The 16,813-nt window shown below is 44.7% G+C and carries 16 protein-coding genes; all 16 read right to left on the minus strand.

The genetic code is table 11. The features are described from left to right. Positions 1-3 precede the first annotated feature (3 nt). Positions 4-495, minus strand: coding sequence for a hypothetical protein (locus MHH60_RS02915; RefSeq protein ID WP_076134663.1), 492 nt, complete (start codon positions 493-495; stop codon positions 4-6). Further along, positions 492-1,100: an RNA polymerase sigma factor gene (locus MHH60_RS02920; RefSeq protein ID WP_174890058.1), complete on the minus strand. Its 609-nt coding sequence runs from the start codon at positions 1,098-1,100 to the stop codon at positions 492-494. The genes MHH60_RS02915 and MHH60_RS02920 overlap by 4 nt, the downstream gene beginning before the upstream one ends. Before the next feature lie 71 nt (positions 1,101-1,171). Then, on the minus strand, positions 1,172-1,918 hold the full coding sequence (locus tag MHH60_RS02925; RefSeq protein ID WP_076134664.1) for a DnaD domain-containing protein: 747 nt from the start codon (positions 1,916-1,918) through the stop codon (positions 1,172-1,174). Positions 1,919-1,949: 31 nt separating this feature from the next. Continuing rightward, entirely contained in the window at positions 1,950-3,248 is a 1,299-nt protein-coding gene (gene asnS, locus MHH60_RS02930) for an asparagine--tRNA ligase (protein WP_036676308.1), read from the minus strand. Positions 3,249-3,269: 21 nt separating this feature from the next. Further along, positions 3,270-4,478 (minus strand): acetate/propionate family kinase, encoded by a 1,209-nt coding sequence (locus tag MHH60_RS02935; protein ID WP_076134665.1) that lies wholly within the window; start codon positions 4,476-4,478, stop codon positions 3,270-3,272. Continuing rightward, the gene (locus MHH60_RS02940; protein WP_036676304.1) at positions 4,475-5,347 is read right to left on the minus strand and encodes a 3-hydroxyacyl-CoA dehydrogenase family protein; all 873 of its coding nucleotides are present in this window, start codon (positions 5,345-5,347) and stop codon (positions 4,475-4,477) included. The genes MHH60_RS02935 and MHH60_RS02940 overlap by 4 nt, the downstream gene beginning before the upstream one ends. Positions 5,348-5,480: 133 nt before the next feature. Continuing rightward, entirely contained in the window at positions 5,481-6,983 is a 1,503-nt protein-coding gene (locus MHH60_RS02945) for an AAA family ATPase (RefSeq protein ID WP_036676302.1), read from the minus strand. Continuing rightward, positions 6,976-7,518, minus strand: coding sequence for a hypothetical protein (locus tag MHH60_RS02950; protein WP_076127549.1), 543 nt, complete (start codon positions 7,516-7,518; stop codon positions 6,976-6,978). The genes MHH60_RS02945 and MHH60_RS02950 overlap by 8 nt, the downstream gene beginning before the upstream one ends. A gap of 410 nt (positions 7,519-7,928) precedes the next feature. Continuing rightward, positions 7,929-8,447, minus strand: coding sequence for a cell wall elongation regulator TseB-like domain-containing protein (locus tag MHH60_RS02955; protein WP_036676299.1), 519 nt, complete (start codon positions 8,445-8,447; stop codon positions 7,929-7,931). 172 nt (positions 8,448-8,619) lie between these two features. Then, positions 8,620-9,921 (minus strand): amidohydrolase, encoded by a 1,302-nt coding sequence (locus tag MHH60_RS02960; RefSeq protein WP_076134666.1) that lies wholly within the window; start codon positions 9,919-9,921, stop codon positions 8,620-8,622. Continuing rightward, positions 9,908-10,561 carry a redox-sensing transcriptional repressor Rex gene (locus MHH60_RS02965; RefSeq protein WP_036676294.1) on the minus strand — a complete coding sequence of 218 codons (654 nt, stop codon included), beginning with the start codon at positions 10,559-10,561 and terminating at the stop codon, positions 9,908-9,910. The genes MHH60_RS02960 and MHH60_RS02965 overlap by 14 nt, the downstream gene beginning before the upstream one ends. 130 nt (positions 10,562-10,691) lie before the next feature. Then, positions 10,692-13,553: an ATP-dependent DNA helicase DinG gene (dinG, locus tag MHH60_RS02970; RefSeq protein ID WP_076134667.1), complete on the minus strand. Its 2,862-nt coding sequence runs from the start codon at positions 13,551-13,553 to the stop codon at positions 10,692-10,694. 126 nt (positions 13,554-13,679) lie between these two features. Next, positions 13,680-14,321 carry a tetratricopeptide repeat protein gene (locus MHH60_RS02975; protein ID WP_076134668.1) on the minus strand — a complete coding sequence of 214 codons (642 nt, stop codon included), beginning with the start codon at positions 14,319-14,321 and terminating at the stop codon, positions 13,680-13,682. Positions 14,322-14,432: 111 nt separating this feature from the next. Further along, positions 14,433-14,816: an aspartate 1-decarboxylase gene (panD, locus tag MHH60_RS02980; protein ID WP_036676288.1), complete on the minus strand. Its 384-nt coding sequence runs from the start codon at positions 14,814-14,816 to the stop codon at positions 14,433-14,435. Beyond that, entirely contained in the window at positions 14,809-15,699 is an 891-nt protein-coding gene (gene panC / locus MHH60_RS02985; RefSeq protein WP_076134669.1) for a pantoate--beta-alanine ligase, read from the minus strand. Before panC ends, panD begins: the two co-directional genes overlap by 8 nt. Then, complete coding sequence (panB, locus tag MHH60_RS02990) at positions 15,700-16,566, minus strand: 3-methyl-2-oxobutanoate hydroxymethyltransferase (protein ID WP_076134670.1); 867 nt, start codon at positions 16,564-16,566, stop codon at positions 15,700-15,702. It abuts the gene before it with no gap. Positions 16,567-16,813: the final 247 nt, after the last annotated feature.

Below are 16,813 nucleotides of genomic sequence, written 5' to 3' on the forward strand. Positions count from 1 at the left end.
CTCTCATTTCTGTCTTCCGTCCATAATCCGGCTCAACCATCCGCTGGTGGCTTGCATGAATTGTTCGCTATAAGATGGCACATTATCTTTCTTAGGGACAACAAGCTCCATTTCACCCGTGAGTAACTTATCAAACATCCCGGAAGACATAATCAACAGCGTTAATGAAGCAGCAACGGCATAATGAAAGATTGTTTTTTCATACCAGGGATATCGCCGTGATCCTTCTTCTTGCCCAGCTACTTCTTCTATGACTACTGAAGATCTCACTGTAGCCACCCAATCTCCCATAACTCTCTCTGTAAAAGCAGACGAATTCTCCAATGAAGGCAGATCCTCCTTTAGCTCATCCAGCATCTCCATGTACGAAACAAATGTGTCTTCATCCTTGAGCAGCAACTGTTCCCATTCATCTCGCTCTATACTATCTTCTTGCCCTTCAAGATAAGCTTTTGCCTGCTCGCGGCGAATTAGGTTTTCTCCACTCTTCATCATAGCCATTCGTCCTCCTTCCAATGTTTTCGCATCCATTGTCTCGCCCTATATAGTCTGGACTCCACCGTCTTCAGAGTAATTTCATTTTCAGCAGCAATTTGCTCATATTTTTTATTTTCCAGATAATAAGCCACCATAATTTCCCGATGACCCTCCGGTAAATTGTTGATCTCACCCGACAGACGATTCATCCGGTCACGACGGACAACAGTGGCTAGTACATCCTCCTCATTAGAAGGTGTCTGGCTCAGCACAAGCTCATAGTCAACAGGCAACTCTCGTAGCCGATCACGTTTACGTTTGGCATCAATAGCCTTATTTAAGGCGATCCGTGTAATCCATGATTTTAAGCCTTGATAACGGTAGTCAGGGAGAGATTTATACATCTGAAGAAAAGCTTCCTGAGCAGCGTCTTCAGCCCCTTTGGCTTCACGTAATACAGAATAGGTGATTTTGTATATATGCTGACTGTATGTATTTACAAACTGGCGAAACGCATCTTCGTCTCCTTGGCAAATCCGCTTGATTAATAGCTCTTCCTCAATGACTCTCCCCTCCTTCCCACAGCAATAGACGCTGAGATCTTCGCCTACCCCTGCACTTATCTAAAAAAATAAAAAAAGAACCGTACAGACTCTAGCAATAGCTAAAGCAATACGGTTCTCTCCTAAACGATCTATCTTCCACCATTGCGGAATTTTTGTGTATACGTCTTAACATCCTGAGCGTTCTTGACCCGGTTACGGGCCCATTCCAGCAATATCCGGTCGATATAACGAAAATGAACCTTCCCCGCAAATACGGATTCCTTGAGTGCTAATAGAATCAGCTCTTCAGGATATCGGTCTTGATCCACCCAGCTGGAAATCGTCTCACATTCCATTGGAGACAGCGGGCGCCCGAATTCCTTCTCGAAAATACTGAATAGATTCCGGCTCTCCTCTTTATCTCCAAGTGAAGAAGGAGATGTGGGGGGAGTTCCGAATCCTCCACCTGACGCAGCAGCCCGGGGAGCTGATGCCCCATATGCTCCCTTATCTTGCTCATTTTCTTGTACAGCTGTCGCAAGATAAGCACCGAGCTTTCCATATAGCCCTGAGAAATTGTAGCGTTCATAATGGATATCTCTTAGCTCATCGTTGTCTCCATCGATGCTAATGAAACCTTCCTTCATGAGCTTCTGCAATTCTCCGGCGAGAACGGAAATGCTACGACCAGTTACGACCTGAAGCTCCTCCAGAGAAGGGAACTCAATCCCTTCCACTTGCCTGAAGGAGAGCAGATGAATCAGCAGCATCGCTTCACTTCCGCTTAAATTCAGCTTCCGGTAATACTTCAGTAGAGCGTAAGGTATGACGGCCATTCCGTTCTCCAGACCGAAGGAGACGCCTTCGCTCCAGGTACTCCATGTCTTGCCGTCCATGTGCTTCCCCCTTTGTTCAAATCCTAAGAACTTATGGGTAGAGGCGGTACAGTGTACGTGGGAATGGAATAGTCTCACGTACATGGTCAAGACCACAGATCCAAGCTACAGTACGCTCAAGCCCAAGTCCAAAACCGGAGTGAGGTACAGATCCGTAAGTACGCAGATCCATGTACCATTTATAAGAATCCATCGAAAGATTGTGCTCTTTATAACGCTCTTCAAGCAGCGCAGGATCATCGATCCGCTGTGAACCCCCAATAATCTCTCCATAACCTTCAGGAGCGATCATATCAGCACACAGTACGACTTCAGGACGATTTGGATCAGGCTTCATGTAGAACGCTTTGAATGAAGCAGGATAATGAGTAATAAATACAGGTTTATCGTATGCTTCAGCGATTGCTGTTTCATGAGGTGCACCGAAATCATCACCCCAAGCAATATCTTCAAAGCCTTTATCATTCAAGAACTTGATTGCATCGTCATAAGTAATGCGTGGGAATGGTGCTTTGATATTCTCCAGCTTGGAAATATCGCGGCCTACCGCTTCCAACTCCGCACGGCAATTCTTCAATACGGATTGCACTACGAAGCTAATAAACTCTTCCTGAACCTTCAAGCTTTCTTCATGATCTGTGAAGGCCATTTCCGGCTCGATCATCCAGAACTCGATCAAGTGGCGACGAGTTTTTGATTTCTCCGCACGGAAGGTTGGTCCAAAGGAATATACACGGCCTAGTGCCATAGCTGCAGCTTCCATGTATAACTGTCCGCTTTGGGTCAGGTAAGCATCCTCATCGAAGTATTTCGTGTGGAACAAGTTAGTAGTTCCCTCTGCTGACGTTGGCGTCAGAATCGGAGGATCCACCTTTGTAAATCCGCTCTCGTTGAAGAACTGTTGGATTGCCCGGATAATCTCCGCACGAATAACCAGAACAGCCCGCTGCTTCGAGGCACGGAGCCAGAGGTGACGGTGATCCATCAAGAAATCAACGCCATGCTCTTTCGGAGTAATTGGATAATTCTCTGTAAGGTGCAGAACTTCAATTCCGGTAACAGTCATTTCAAAACCGGATTGACTGCGAGGCTCCTCACGAATAATACCGGTCACATACAATGAGCTTTCCTGTGTAAGGCTCTTAGCTGCATCCCATACCTCTTCAGGCACTTCTGATTTCACTACAACTCCCTGAATATAACCTGTACCATCGCGAAGCTGCAGGAACTGAATTTTACCACTGGAGCGCTTGTTGTTTACCCAACAACCGATAACAACACTTTCTCCAACATGTTCATTCACGTTCTTGATTACACTCTTGTTAGCCATGCCTTCAATCTCTCCTCTAATTTAGCCGTTAATTCCTTGCACAATACGGTTTGTATCACGTGCGATGACAAGCTCTTCGTTAGTCGGAACTACAAGCACCTGCACTTTGGAATCTACCGTAGAGATACGACGCGGGTCACCGGAGCGAACTTTGTTAGCTTCAACATCCAACTCAATACCCAGGAACGTAAGGTTATTTAGCAATTTCTCACGTAGCAATGAAGCATTTTCACCAACACCAGCAGTGAATACGATAGCATCTACACCGTTCATAGCAGCCGCATAAGAACCGATATACTTGCGCAAGCGGTACTCATACATTTCAAAAGCTAGCGTGGAATTAGGCTCACCTTTTTCCATACCCTCAATAATATCACGCATATCACTGCTTACGCCCGAAATTGCTAGGAGTCCACTATGTTTGTTCAACATGGAGTTAACTTCGCCCACGGACAATTCTTCCTTGTTCATTACGTAAGGAACAATTGCTGGATCAAGATCACCACTGCGAGTCCCCATCATCAAACCTTCCAGAGGAGTCATACCCATCGAAGTATCCACAGACACTCCATCTTGAACAGCAGTTACACTACCTCCGTTACCGATATGACAAGTAATGATCTTCAGATCTTCCAATGGACGCTCCAAGTACTCCGCAGCAGCTTTGCTTACGAAGTCGTGTGATGTACCGTGTGCGCCATAACGACGAACTTTATATTTATTGTACAGTACTCTAGGAATCGCGTACATATACGCTTTTTCAGGCATTGTTTGGTGGAATGCAGTATCGAATACAACAACCTGCGGTACACCCGGCATATTTACTTCAGAAGCCGTAATCCCCATCATTGCTGCTGGGTTATGCAGGGGTGCAAGGTCAAACAATTGACGAATTTTAGTCTTGGCATCAGCGTCCACAAGTGCGGAAGCTTTGAAGAATTCACCACCGTGTACTACACGGTGACCCACAGCATTGATTTCTTTAATGGATTCAATAACACCATGCTCTTTATCCGTTAGGCAAGCTAGAACTTTACGAATCGCTGTGTTATGCTCCAAAATTTCACTTACTTCTGTTACTTCAGGTTTACCAGTAGGTTTATGGTTCAGAATGGAGGAATCCATCCCGATACGTTCCACCAAACCTTTAGCCAAAACGGATTCATCAGCCATATTGTACAATTGATATTTTAAAGAAGAACTACCGGAGTTAATTACTAGAATATTCATATACGGTCACCATCCTTGTCGTACTGGAAGAAGCCTTCGCCTGATTTCATACCCAATTGTCCTGCACGCACCATCTTCTTAAGGATCGTGGAAGGACGATATTTCAGCTCACCATATTCACGGAACATATTTTCGAGTGCAGCAAGAACCGAATCCAGACCGAATCTGTCAGCCATTTCAAGCGGTCCATATTGGAATTGATAACCAATACGCATAGCATCGTCAATATCCTGTGCAGAGGCAACGCCCTCTTGCAGCACATGCATAGCTTCATTGATAAACAAGCAAATGAGGCGTGATGTTACAAATCCTGGGGATTCATAAATCATTACACCTTTTTTCTCAACAATTTCATCAACAAAGGATTTTGTATCTTCAAAAGTAGCATCTGAAGTTTTCAGACCGCGTACAATTTCAACAAGATCCACTTTAGCTACAGGGTATATGAAATGCATTCCGATCACGCGTTCCGGATACATTGTAGAACTTGCAAGTTCAGTCAAGCTAAGTGTTGACGTATTGCTGGCAAGAATAATGTGGTTTGGACATACTTGATCCAGTTGATTCAATATTTTTTTCTTTTCTTCTAAATCCTCAACGATTGTTTCGATAACCATGTCACAGGAGCTCAGCTCTGCGAAATGTGTCACTTTTTGAATGCGGCTAAGAATCAGCTTCTTCTCAGCTTGAGTGATCGCCCATTTCTCCAGTTGCTTATCTAGACTTGTCTCGATCATTTCGTAGGAGTAGTCCAGTTTCTCAGGGGTTTTCTCCACCAGCAATACATCCAGGCCCTTGGCTGCCAGCATTTCGGCAATCCCTTGTCCCATTGTGCCACCGCCGATGACACCAATTTTCTTGAAATTCATAAAAAAGTCTCCATCCTTTCAGGTATCTATACTTTTGTATTGTACCTTGTCTGTCGCAAAAATTTATAAAGCCCGACATATAATGATATCTTAGCATGCCTGAAAAGTAAAAAAAAATAACCAGCATAAATATTTATGCTGGTAAACGCACGCTGTCACGAAATTGACATCGAAATTGCTCTCCAGAGAGCACTTCTTCCTTCATTAAAATGTCAAGGGAGTAATCAAATACATTTCGTTGCTTTTCAAGGTGGTCGTGAGTACGTACCATCAACTCATCCAATATTTTACTATTTTCCTTCATAAGCTCTTCAGTGGTAACCATTTCCAGCTTGGCGATACCCAACGAAGTCAATCCGGATTTCATCATGGTTTCGACAATATTCAGGGCCTGATCAAAATCACCACGTGAACCTGTGCTTCGTCCGCCATAATACATTTCTTCTGCAGCCGCTCCACCAAGTGCGATCATAATCTGATCTTCTAAATAATCCTTGGTGTACAGATACTGCTCTTGCTGAGGATTGTGACGTACATAACCAAGGGCTTGCCCCCGCGGAGTCAACGTAACCTGACTAACACTTCCCGGACGAAGCAGCTCTGCCATAATGGCATGTCCCAATTCGTGAATCGCCACACGTTTTTTCTCTTCGTGGTTAGTTTCTCTGTCCGTTTTTTCCCCCATCATAACCTTGTCAATCGCCATCGACAGATGCCGCTGCTCAACCTCTGTCAATTCCTCACGCATCATATAAATTGCTGCCTCATTCATAACACTTTCGAGCTGAGCACCGGAAAAACCATAGGCTTCTTCGGAAATTTTGTCGAGGTTCACATTTGCATGAAGCGGCTTATTTTTGGCATGCAATTCGAGAATCGATTTGCGGCCTTTTTTATCAGGCATGTCCACTTGAATATGACGGTCAAACCGGCCAGGACGCAGCAATGCTGAATCAAGCATTTCTTTTCGGTTAGTGGCTGCTACCAGCAAAATACGCGGTGTTTCGTTGTTATAGATCCCGTCCATCTCGGTCAACAGCTGATTCAAGGTCTGATCATATTCTCGCTGCTGTCCGCCTTCACGCTTACCGCCAATTACGTCAATTTCATCTATGAAAATAATAGCGCTTTGCTTATTTTCCTTAAGGGCGCGGGTACGGGCATCCTTAAACAAATCGCGGATACGGCCGGCACCGACACCTACGTACATTTCTACAAACTCACTGCCTGATGCTGCTACAAATACAGAGTTCGTATAATGTGCTGCTGCTCTAGCCATAAGGGTCTTACCTGTTCCTGGAGGGCCTGTAAGCAGAATCCCTTTCAAAGGCCGAATCCCGAATTTGCTGATTTCCTCATGCCGTATCAAAAAATCCAACGCTTCACGCAGCTCCTGCTTTGCATTGTCTTGCCCGCCAATTTCTTCAAAAGTAAGCTTTGAAGGTCCATCCTTCTTGCGTTTCTTCCCCGCACCTGCATTTACCGCAAGTCCGCCTCTTAAATGAGCAATGATAAGTAAAGCCGTGAGCATCCCAGCAGCAATTACAATCGGGAATATATTAATGCCTAAAAAAGCCATAAAAATAAACAAAACAGGAACAAATCCGATTAGAATTTCTTTAAGGTATTTAGGCATTATTCCATACCCCCAATGTCGCAGGTTTACGCGGCAAAATAATAAATTTGCTTTCTTTTCCATTACTCAAGCTTACATAGACATTATTGTCGTCAATTTCTGTTGAGGCTATCACATTTTTATATTGCGGATATTGCGCTTTGAGTCCATCAAGTTCTGTGGGTATAAGTGTATATTTACGGCTCTCCATGGCTTCAGCTACAGAGAACATCGCTTTATCCCAGTATTCATCCAGCAGTTCACTGGAGTTCTGTTCTACATCAAGTTTTAGTGTACGTCCATCAATCATCGATTTTCCTTCTTGGGAGACGTACTGAACCAGTTCACGTAATTTCGTGCCTGGCTGGAGATCAAGTTTCAAAGTGACCTCATTGCGGTTAATACTGATATGAGAATTATTGACGCCCTCATATTGAGATACAATCTTCTGAAGTGGTTCCTGCATTGCAAACTGACGATATAAAAAGAAGCCACCAAACAATAGAGTAGCCGACAGTAGAGACGTTATCAGCACAGGTACAAGACGTAATTTCAAGAAACGTCCTCCTCTCAAAGATGACAAAATATAAAGCTCAGTATAATAATTTATAGCTACTTGAGAGCTCATCAGAGAGACTGAAGTCTCTTATTGCTGTTCTAATTACAAGTAGTAGTATATCACAGGTGTATATACTAATTTCAAAATAAATGTGAATATATTTAAAATTTAATTTTTTAAATATTTCCATCAATACCAAATATATTCCTCACTTTCGACAAAATCGGCCTTGATTTTTAATCAATCGGCCTATTTTTGTGTATGAATTTAAGAGAATATTCGGTGATAACCACCCATTCAGTATATCACTTAGTATATCACTTTTGTACATCAAATAAATGTAAACAAGCGAACTTATACTAAGTTCGCTTGTTTACTATGCCACCCTTAATTTCCTTATGTTCAGCTTAACTTTTAGGTAAACTGTAACCTTCGCCCATTCGGGACCCATCCGAAAAGCGATAAAATTGATAATAATACCGACCGCTTTGTTTATAAAAAAGCTGCCAAGCATACTCTCCGTTATATACTCCCGGCAGCAAGCGTTCAATCGTTATGTCCGGAAGATCAGCTTTGATAATGCCGCGTATTTGGGCTTCCGAGGTTCCTTTACTTAGTTCCTCAGCAAACACTGCATCGTCGCCTTCAGCAAATTTTCCATCTACCGTAAAGCGGACCCAGACCATAAGAGCAGTCCCGGCTTCATTTTTCCCTGTTAATACCCAGTACACTGCATTTTCATCCCAAACCGATTTTTGTGCTTTGGTTACCTCTGTTAGACCCGCTCTGGTTTTGGCAACATCCTTAGCGATATCACGCTCGTTCCATTGATCTTTCATAATATAGGCATAGAACTGGATAAGTCCAAACCCCAGGAGCAGAATCAGAACTGACCCCAGGAGGATCCATTTTTTCCTTTTCTTCAAGGTACAGCTCCCTTTCTAGTAATATATCTTTTTTGATTATATAACACACCCGCGTGTTTATCCAAAATTTCATAATTTTCTAGCTTTCCCAGCCTTAAAAATACACAAAAGGCCGCAACTTTTGCTAAAAGCAAAAAGTCGCAGCCTTTTATTTATTCGTTATTCTCCAGACTTAACGCTTCAATAAACCTTCGAAGGCTTCTTGCGCTTTACGCCGGATAGCTTCCTCATCCAGGGTTAAGCATTGTCCATGCTTGATGACCTGTTTACCATTCACCCACACATGCTCAACATCCTGAGCGCTAGCAGAGTAAACTGCATGAGACAACAGATCTGTGTGTGGCAGCAAATGCGGCTGATCGATATCAATAGCAATGAAATCAGCTTTCATCCCTACAGCAAGTCTGCCTACATTATTTAAAAAGATGGACTGCGCGCCATATTCTGTAGCCATACGCAGAGCCTCTGGAGCTGGAACAGCCGTTGGATCACCGCTGACACCCTTATGAATGAGAGCTGCAAGCCGCATCTCTTCAAACATATCCAAGTTATTGTTGCTTGCCGCGCCATCCGTGCCAAGAGACACCTTCACACCAGCTTTTAGAAGATCAGTAACCCGAGCCACTCCGCTAGCCAGCTTCAAATTACTGCCCGGATTATGAGATACACCCACATTATGGCGAGCCAAGATCTCAATCTCTTCATCATTTAAATGAACACCATGTGCAACTATCGAGGGACGTGTGAACATTCCAAGCTTCTCTAAGTGAGCTACAGGACGCAACCCGTAATCCGCCACATTTTGTTCCACTTCACGTTTCGTTTCGGACATATGCGTATGCATCGGTAAATCCAGATCATGCGCTGCCTGCACGAACTTAACCAGGAAGTCCGGAGGGCAAGTATAAGGGGCATGTGGCGAGATCATAGTAGTAATTCTACCGTCAGCCTTTCCATGCCAGTTACGGGCAAAAGAAATCGCTTCCGCAAGCTTGTGATTCTGTACATCCTCTGGACATAACCCGATCACACCACGCATCAATACGGAACGGATACCTGATAACTCAGCTACCTCGGCTACTCGGTCCATATGATCATACATATCGAGGAAGGTCGTAGTTCCACCCTTCAGCATTTCCAATACAGATAAGGAGGTTCCCCAGTATACATCATCTCCGGTGAACTTTTCCTCCATCGGCCACATCTTCTCCTGAAGCCACACTTGTAGCGCTAAATCATCTCCATATCCACGCAGCAAAGACATCGCCGCATGACCATGTGTGTTTACAAGTCCAGGCATGAACAGCAGACGGCTGCCATCAACCACTTGCACTCCAGCTTCCATCTGAGGCTCTTCTTTTCCTATGTAAGTGATTAAATCATCTTCAATAGTCATATATCCACTCAGAACCGGCTCATCCGTTCCCGGAGTCAGAAAATACCCGCCCTTAATTATCGTTTTATTGTTGTTCATGTTCGCTTTCTTCCTTTCCATCCCGCAAGTAATAAGCAAGACTTTGCAGATCAGTTGTAAAATCAGCTGCATGCACCCGGATATTCGGTGGTGTCTTCAGAATCACAGGGGCAAAGTTCAAAATCGCTTCAATCCCAGAAGAAATGAGAATATCTGCTACATTTTGAGCTTCTGAATCAGGTACGGTAATAATGGCAATGCGAATACCTTGCTCACGAATCGTGCTGCCTAGTTCATCCATCGGTTGCACAGTAAGGGAGTTGATCTTACGTCCAACCTTAGGAGCGTACGAATCAAATATAGCCGTGATTTTCATAGTATCTTTAAGATATGCATTGTAATTAGACAAGGCATGTCCGAGATTACCTGCTCCAACTAAAGCTACATTAAGCTGTTGATCCAGCTTTAGGATATGACGGATTTTCTCAATAAGATACGTTACATCGTAGCCGATACCTTTTCTGCCGAAGTCACCAAAATATGCTAAATCCTTACGAATCTGTGCGGGATTAAGATCAAGCTTTTGTCCAAGTTCCTGAGAGGAAACTGTTAATATTTCGCGATTCTGGAGATCATTCAAAAAACGCAAGTACACAGGTAGTCTGCGAACAACGGCTTCTGATATTTTATCCGATTTCATATTTTTCCTCCTAAAAATAATAATGTTCTTGTGTAAATCCATATTCAAACGTCTACCTCTCCTTACTAAGGGCGGTACTGTAACAGACCGCCCTTAAGGATAAGGAGGAGCTAAACTGAAGACGAGCGTTTTAAGAAGCGCCGCCATCCTCTAGCCATTCCGCTATGCGAGGGACCATTTGATCAGTAAGCATATGCTCCATTTTGGGACCAGGCAATGAATAAAGGAAATACTTTCCGTAATGAGATTCAATAACCCTTGTATCATAAACAATAACTATTCCGCGATCCTGCGCCGTGCGAACCAGTCTTCCGAATCCCTGCTTAAAACGAATAACCGCTTGAGGAACTGATAATTTCATGAACGGATTCTTCTTCTGGGCCTGCAATAACTCCGACTTCGCTTCCGCCAACGGGTGATTCGGCGGTTGAAACGGAAGTCTCACGATGGCCAGGCAAGTCAGTGCTTCACCTGGAATATCTACACCTTCCCAGAAGCTGCTCGTCCCCAGCAGAACGGATGCTGCACTGTCCTGAAAGCGGCGGATCAGCTTACTCCGGCTGCCACCTTCCACGCCTTGACCAAGCACCGTAATCTCTTGTGAGGCCAAAGCCTCTTTAAGCGGATCATATACCTGACGCAGCATTTTATAAGAAGTAAACAGAACCAGCATCCGCCCACGTGTTGTTTTAGCAGCTTCCGATAATGACTGTACGAGTGTATCGACAAATCGAGCATCGCCCACACTGCCCTTCACACTAGGAAAATCACGCGGTATAACTAACAGTGCCTGCTCACGATACTTAAAGGGAGATGGAAGGAGTGAGGTCATTAGACGTCCCTCTTCCGCAGCTTCGTTAAGTCCGAGATTATCAATCATAAATTGAAAAGATTTATCTACAGACAGCGTCGCCGAGGTAAGCACGATGCTTTTTTTCTTATCGAAGAACAACTCTTTAAGCTGGCTGCTAACATCCACAGGGACGGCATACAGCTGTAGTGATTTGCTGCGGTAATTTCCATTTGCCTCCAGCCAATATACTACATTATCGTCATTCAGCCCCATAAAGAATCTTACTTGCTCACGGATGGAAGCCAAATCCTTAAATAAACCGCTAATATCAGTAACAAGACTGTCTGCTGAGGATTGGCTTTCCTGGTCACGCATCTCGTTAAGCATTTTATCACCCTTACGGATGATGTCGCTTAACGTCAGATTCATAGTGTTCTCTAGCGCAACTAATTCATCCCAATCCTTCGGCTTACGGGCGGGAAGCAACCGCATAACCAGTTGTCCCGCTTCCCCCGCCCCTGCATCACTGCGTTCCGGCAAAAGGCTGAACAGCTTGTCGCTGAGTGCATCCCAGGTTTCTTTGACGGTAAGCAGATCCGGGTAAATCCGATCGATGACTCCGCTCCATTCTGAAGCCTCTTCACTGCCTGACGACTGTAATATCTGGCGCAGAGCAGGAAGCTGTCCGTTTCGGCTATCTTTATACAGTCGCGATAACGTGTGTGCCACAGTGAAATGCTTCATATGCATGCCAAGATGTTTACCAGCCACATCTTCTAAATGATGTGCTTCATCAATGACAAGATGCTCGTAAGCCGGAAGCAGCTGGTGCCCAGCCTTAACATCTGCGAATAGCTTAGAGTGGTTTGTAATGACCACGTCAGCAATCCCAGCTTCATGCTTAGCCCTATGATAATAACATTTGCGGAACCACGGACAGGAACGGCCCAGACAGGAGTCGGTATCGCTTGCCACCGTCTCCCAGAAATCACCACCCCGGCCGCTTAAATTCAGCTCTTCATCATCCCCTGATTCACTTTGAGTGAGCCATACGATCATCTGAGCGGCAGTAAGCGCATCTTCCCTTGGGCTTATAAAGTCCTTTTTATTAATTTTATGCTCAAACTTACGCAGACACAAATAATGTCCTCTTCCCTTAAAAATAGCAGCTTTAAACGGAAAAGGAACTACCTGCGTTAACAAAGGGATATCCCGCTCGCGCAATTGGTCCTGCAGATTAATAGTATGAGTGCTGACCATGACTTTTTCATTGGTGCGAACGCTTTGATAAATGGCAGGCAACAAATAACCGAGCGATTTACCGGTTCCTGTGCCCGCTTCGATCAGTAGGTGTTTGTCTTCGGCAAGTGCCGTCATCACCTCATTGATCATAATATCCTGAGCTTCCCGGCTTTCATACTGCGGTAATGTGTCTTTAAGTCGTTTGGTTACTTCGTCCATATAATCAGTAAAAGATAAATTCGCTAGCGGATTCTCAGCATGCTCATCTCTAGGTGGCGCTAACTCCGTCCAGTCTCCTACTGCAAGCGCTAATTGACGATAGAAAGTCAGATCACCTTCAGGCTGTAGCGTCTCCGCTTCCCGCTCTCGCAGCAGACCATCAAAGTACCAGCCCAGATCACTATCCTCTTCAGTAAACAGCTCACAGAGTCTCTGGATCGTAAGCAGCGGCAGCTCGTAGAGCTCCTCCAGACATTTCAACAGCACTAAAGCAGTCGCAAGTGCATCACTATCTGCCTGATGCGGACGATCATGCGTCACTCCAAAATGAGCACTGACAGAGCCTAGCTGATAAGATGTGAGCGAAGGAAAGCAAATTTTGAGAAAATCAATCGTATCCAAAATCCGCCCTTGAAATGGCAAATAACCACAACGATCTAAAGCATTTTGTAAAAAATGGAAGTCGAAAGCGACATTATGCCCTACGAGCACAACATCATCCAAGAGCGGAACAAGCTCCATCATCATCTCATCCAGCTCAGGCGCATCCTTCACATCATCATCAGTAATCCCCGTCAGACCTGTTATAAAAGGAGGAATCGGCGTTCCGGGCTTGACATAGGAACCATATACCCGGGAGATGGACCGGTCTTCTTCTATAATTGCAAGGCCAACCTGGATAATTTCACCCACGGATTGGGTTCCTGTTGTTTCAAAATCAAGCACGGCAAATTTCATTATAATTCTATTCCCTTTCAATTGAGACTCTTAATCAGCATAACAGAAGTTGCGAAAAAAGGCGATGCACACCACTGGTTCAGGGGATGCATCGCTTGAATGGAAATTTCCAAAACCGTTATTCTTTTACAAAAGGGAAACCAGCTGATTTCCAAAGTGCAGCTTCCCTCCACGACGGCGGCATACCTCTAAGTTAACGTTTGGTTCCGGAAGCGCAGGGTCATGCTGCAAAGCAAGATCAAACAATTCCTGCGCTTCATTGAAACGTTCCTGTGAGGCTCGTATGCAGCCTAAAGCATTATAAACCATGGCTTTCAGCTTGGTTTCCCGTATCAAGCCCAGCATATGGTTCAGATGACTCCAAGCGGACTCACCGTCACCTTCCTGCAGATAAGAGATGGCTAAATATAATCGAGCAGCCAAGCTATCCGGGTATTGCGCAATAACTTCTTTAAACTGATCAATACACTTTCCATACATCAGCAGCTTATAATACCCCTGACCTCTTACAAAGGAATCCATACACAGCTCTGGTGCTTCCTGTTCCGGCACTTCCTCTTCGACCACTGCTGTAAAATCCGCACTTTCGCGAAAGGAACTAAGCTTCTCAGCGAAAGCGAGCCATTCATCCATCACTTTATCGCTCAGTCTATGCAGCATATTATAATTGCATAAAAGCTCGTTCCGGCGGGCACCCTCCGCTGTAGGGTAATCTGTTACGATCTCCTGAAGCACCTTGTTCATTTCAGCAAACAAATGTTGAAACATGGGCGATCCCCCCTTACTGAAGATGAAATCAGTTCAGCTTGCCTGACTTCATTTTCTGCGAGATCGGGGTCTTTCATCCCTGCCATTCATTACATGGCGTAAGTCCATACATTAAGCGATTGTAGCATGCAATTCATGATCAGCCAGCTTCACTGGTTTGTTATTCTCATCCACGAATACCACCGTTGGCTTATGTGACTCCAGTTCTTCCGAGGACAACATCGCATACGAAATGATAATTACTGTATCGCCCGGCTGAACAAGACGAGCTGCGGCACCATTAAGACAGATCACTCCGCTTCCACGCGGTCCAGGGATTACATAGGTTTCCAGTCGCGAACCATTATTGTTATCCACAATTTGAACTTTTTCATTCTCAAGAATGTCCGCGGCTTCCATCAAGCTCTCATCAATGGTAATACTGCCAACATAGTTCAAATTCGCTTCCGTTACTGTTGCGCGGTGAATTTTGGATTTCATCATATGTCTAAACAAGTGCAGCAACCTCCTTTGGAATAAATACATTATTATCAATCAAACGTGTTCTACCAAACTTCACGGCGAGCGCTATAATAATTTCCCCATCCACTTCTGATAAAAGAGCTTCATCCTCTAATCCTTCAAGATCAGGGAATGTTAGGATCTCCGCATAATCAATCACCGCAAGAGGTGAGCTGGAAATAACCGATGTCAACAATTCCCGCACTTCAGCAACGGTTCTTACTTTTCCTTCTTCAATAGACTGACGTGCTTCACGTAAGGAACGAGATAACACCAATGCCTGACTACGCTCCTCTGGAGACAAGAATACGTTACGTGAGCTGAGTGCAAGTCCATCCCCTTCACGAATGATCGGACAAGGGATAATTTCAACATTCATATTAAGATCGGACACCATTCGGCGAAGCACTGCAACTTGTTGAGCATCCTTCAGCCCAAAGAAAGCATAATCCGGCTGTACGATATTGAAGAATTTATTAACCACTGTGGTTACACCATCAAAATGCCCAGGGCGGGAAGCCCCACAAAGACGGGTAGTAAGCTCCGATACCGAGACCGTAGTCCGAGTAGGCTGCGGATACATTTCTTCCACACTGGGGATAAATACAATATCTACTCCCTCACGTTCAGCGAGTTCCAAATCACGACGCTCGTCACGCGGATAGGAATCATAATCCTCGTTTGGCCCGAATTGCAAAGGATTCACAAAAATGCTCATTACCACTGTGTTGCTCATTTCTCCAGCCCGGCGAAGCAGACTGGCATGTCCGTCATGCAAATATCCCATCGTAGGAACGAACCCAATCGGGGCGTGGCCACCTTGTCTCATATACTCCAAAGCTTCGCGCAGCTGCTCAATGCTTCTGACGACTCTCATTTATTTCCCTTCCTTTCTTGCAGCGCCATATAAAGATTCCAAAACCGTTTCATCTGCATTAAAAACGTGACTTTCATCTGGGAAGGAACGTTCCTTCACTTCCTTCACATATTGGCTGATGCCCTCACGGATTACATTACCCACATCCGCATAAGTTTTGACAAAACGTTTCTCACGGTAAGGTGAGGCGTACCGCAGCAAATCATGGAAAACCAATACCTGTCCATCACAGTAACGGCCTGCACCGATCCCAATGGTTGGGATACTAAGCGCTTCAGAGATCGCTTGGGCTACTTCTTCCGTTACTAGCTCCAGTACGATCGCAAAAGCACCCGCTGCCTCAAGCGCCTTAGCTTCATCCATCAGGCGTTGCGCATCTTTGGCATCTTTGCCTTGAATCCGGTAACCACCAATCATATTCACGGATTGAGGCGTAAGACCGATATGTCCCAGTACAGGGACTCCCGCAGCTACAACCATAGCTACAGTCTCACAAATCTCAAGTCCGCCTTCCATTTTGACGGCATGAGCCCGCCCTTCCTGCATTAATCTGCGCACACCCCGCAGAGTTTCATCTACACTTCCGTGATAAGTCATAAATGGCATATCCGCCACGATAAAGGTGCTCTGTGCTCCTCGAGTTACCGAGCGGGTATGGTAGACCATATCTTCAATGGTTACCGGTAAAGTTGTATCGTATCCAAGGACTACATTCCCAAGAGAGTCACCAACCAAAATAAGGTCGATACCTGCTTCTTCTGCAAGAACTGCAGACGGATAATCATAAGCGGTCAGCATGCTCAGTGGCACACCTTCTGCTTTCATTTTTTTCATTTTTACAATATTTAGCGCTTGTTTGTTTGCCATTTCTCTTTCGTCCTCCTTTTTCAAGTAACCTGCCCGTAAAAATCGCAACAAAAAAACCTTTTAGCAATCATTTGCTAAAAAGGTCCGAAGGGCAAAAAAGAGTCACTTGCGATCGTCCCTTCTGTCTCGGTCCTTACGGCTCAGAGCAGAATCCAACGTAACCGTCAAACGCAGTTATGAAGGTATTTCCAATAATAAAAATATAAAAAAGTTCTTCCGTTCAAGAGTACAGTTCGATAAACGATAC

The sequence above is a fragment of the Paenibacillus sp. FSL H7-0716 genome (genome assembly GCF_038002705.1).
Classification (GTDB): domain Bacteria; phylum Bacillota; class Bacilli; order Paenibacillales; family Paenibacillaceae; genus Paenibacillus_AQ; species Paenibacillus_AQ odorifer.

Bases quoted from the DNA above. Each gene is read 5' to 3' on its own strand.
- MHH60_RS02915 (WP_076134663.1), bottom strand. From the start codon at position 495: ATGATGAAGAGTGGAGAAAACCTAATTCGCCGCGAGCAGGCAAAAGCT.
- MHH60_RS02925 (WP_076134664.1), bottom strand. From the start codon at position 1,918: ATGGACGGCAAGACATGGAGTACCTGGAGCGAAGGCGTCTCCTTCGGT.
- asnS (WP_036676308.1), bottom strand. From the start codon at position 3,248: ATGGCTAACAAGAGTGTAATCAAGAACGTGAATGAACATGTTGGAGAA.
- MHH60_RS02935 (WP_076134665.1), bottom strand. From the start codon at position 4,478: ATGAATATTCTAGTAATTAACTCCGGTAGTTCTTCTTTAAAATATCAA.
- MHH60_RS02940 (WP_036676304.1), bottom strand. From the start codon at position 5,347: ATGAATTTCAAGAAAATTGGTGTCATCGGCGGTGGCACAATGGGACAA.
- MHH60_RS02945 (WP_036676302.1), bottom strand. From the start codon at position 6,983: ATGCCTAAATACCTTAAAGAAATTCTAATCGGATTTGTTCCTGTTTTG.
- MHH60_RS02960 (WP_076134666.1), bottom strand. From the start codon at position 9,921: ATGAACAACAATAAAACGATAATTAAGGGCGGGTATTTTCTGACTCCG.
- MHH60_RS02965 (WP_036676294.1), bottom strand. From the start codon at position 10,561: ATGAAATCGGATAAAATATCAGAAGCCGTTGTTCGCAGACTACCTGTG.
- dinG (WP_076134667.1), bottom strand. From the start codon at position 13,553: ATGAAATTTGCCGTGCTTGATTTTGAAACAACAGGAACCCAATCCGTG.
- MHH60_RS02975 (WP_076134668.1), bottom strand. From the start codon at position 14,321: ATGTTTCAACATTTGTTTGCTGAAATGAACAAGGTGCTTCAGGAGATC.
- panC (WP_076134669.1), bottom strand. From the start codon at position 15,699: ATGAGAGTCGTCAGAAGCATTGAGCAGCTGCGCGAAGCTTTGGAGTAT.
- panB (WP_076134670.1), bottom strand. From the start codon at position 16,566: ATGGCAAACAAACAAGCGCTAAATATTGTAAAAATGAAAAAAATGAAA.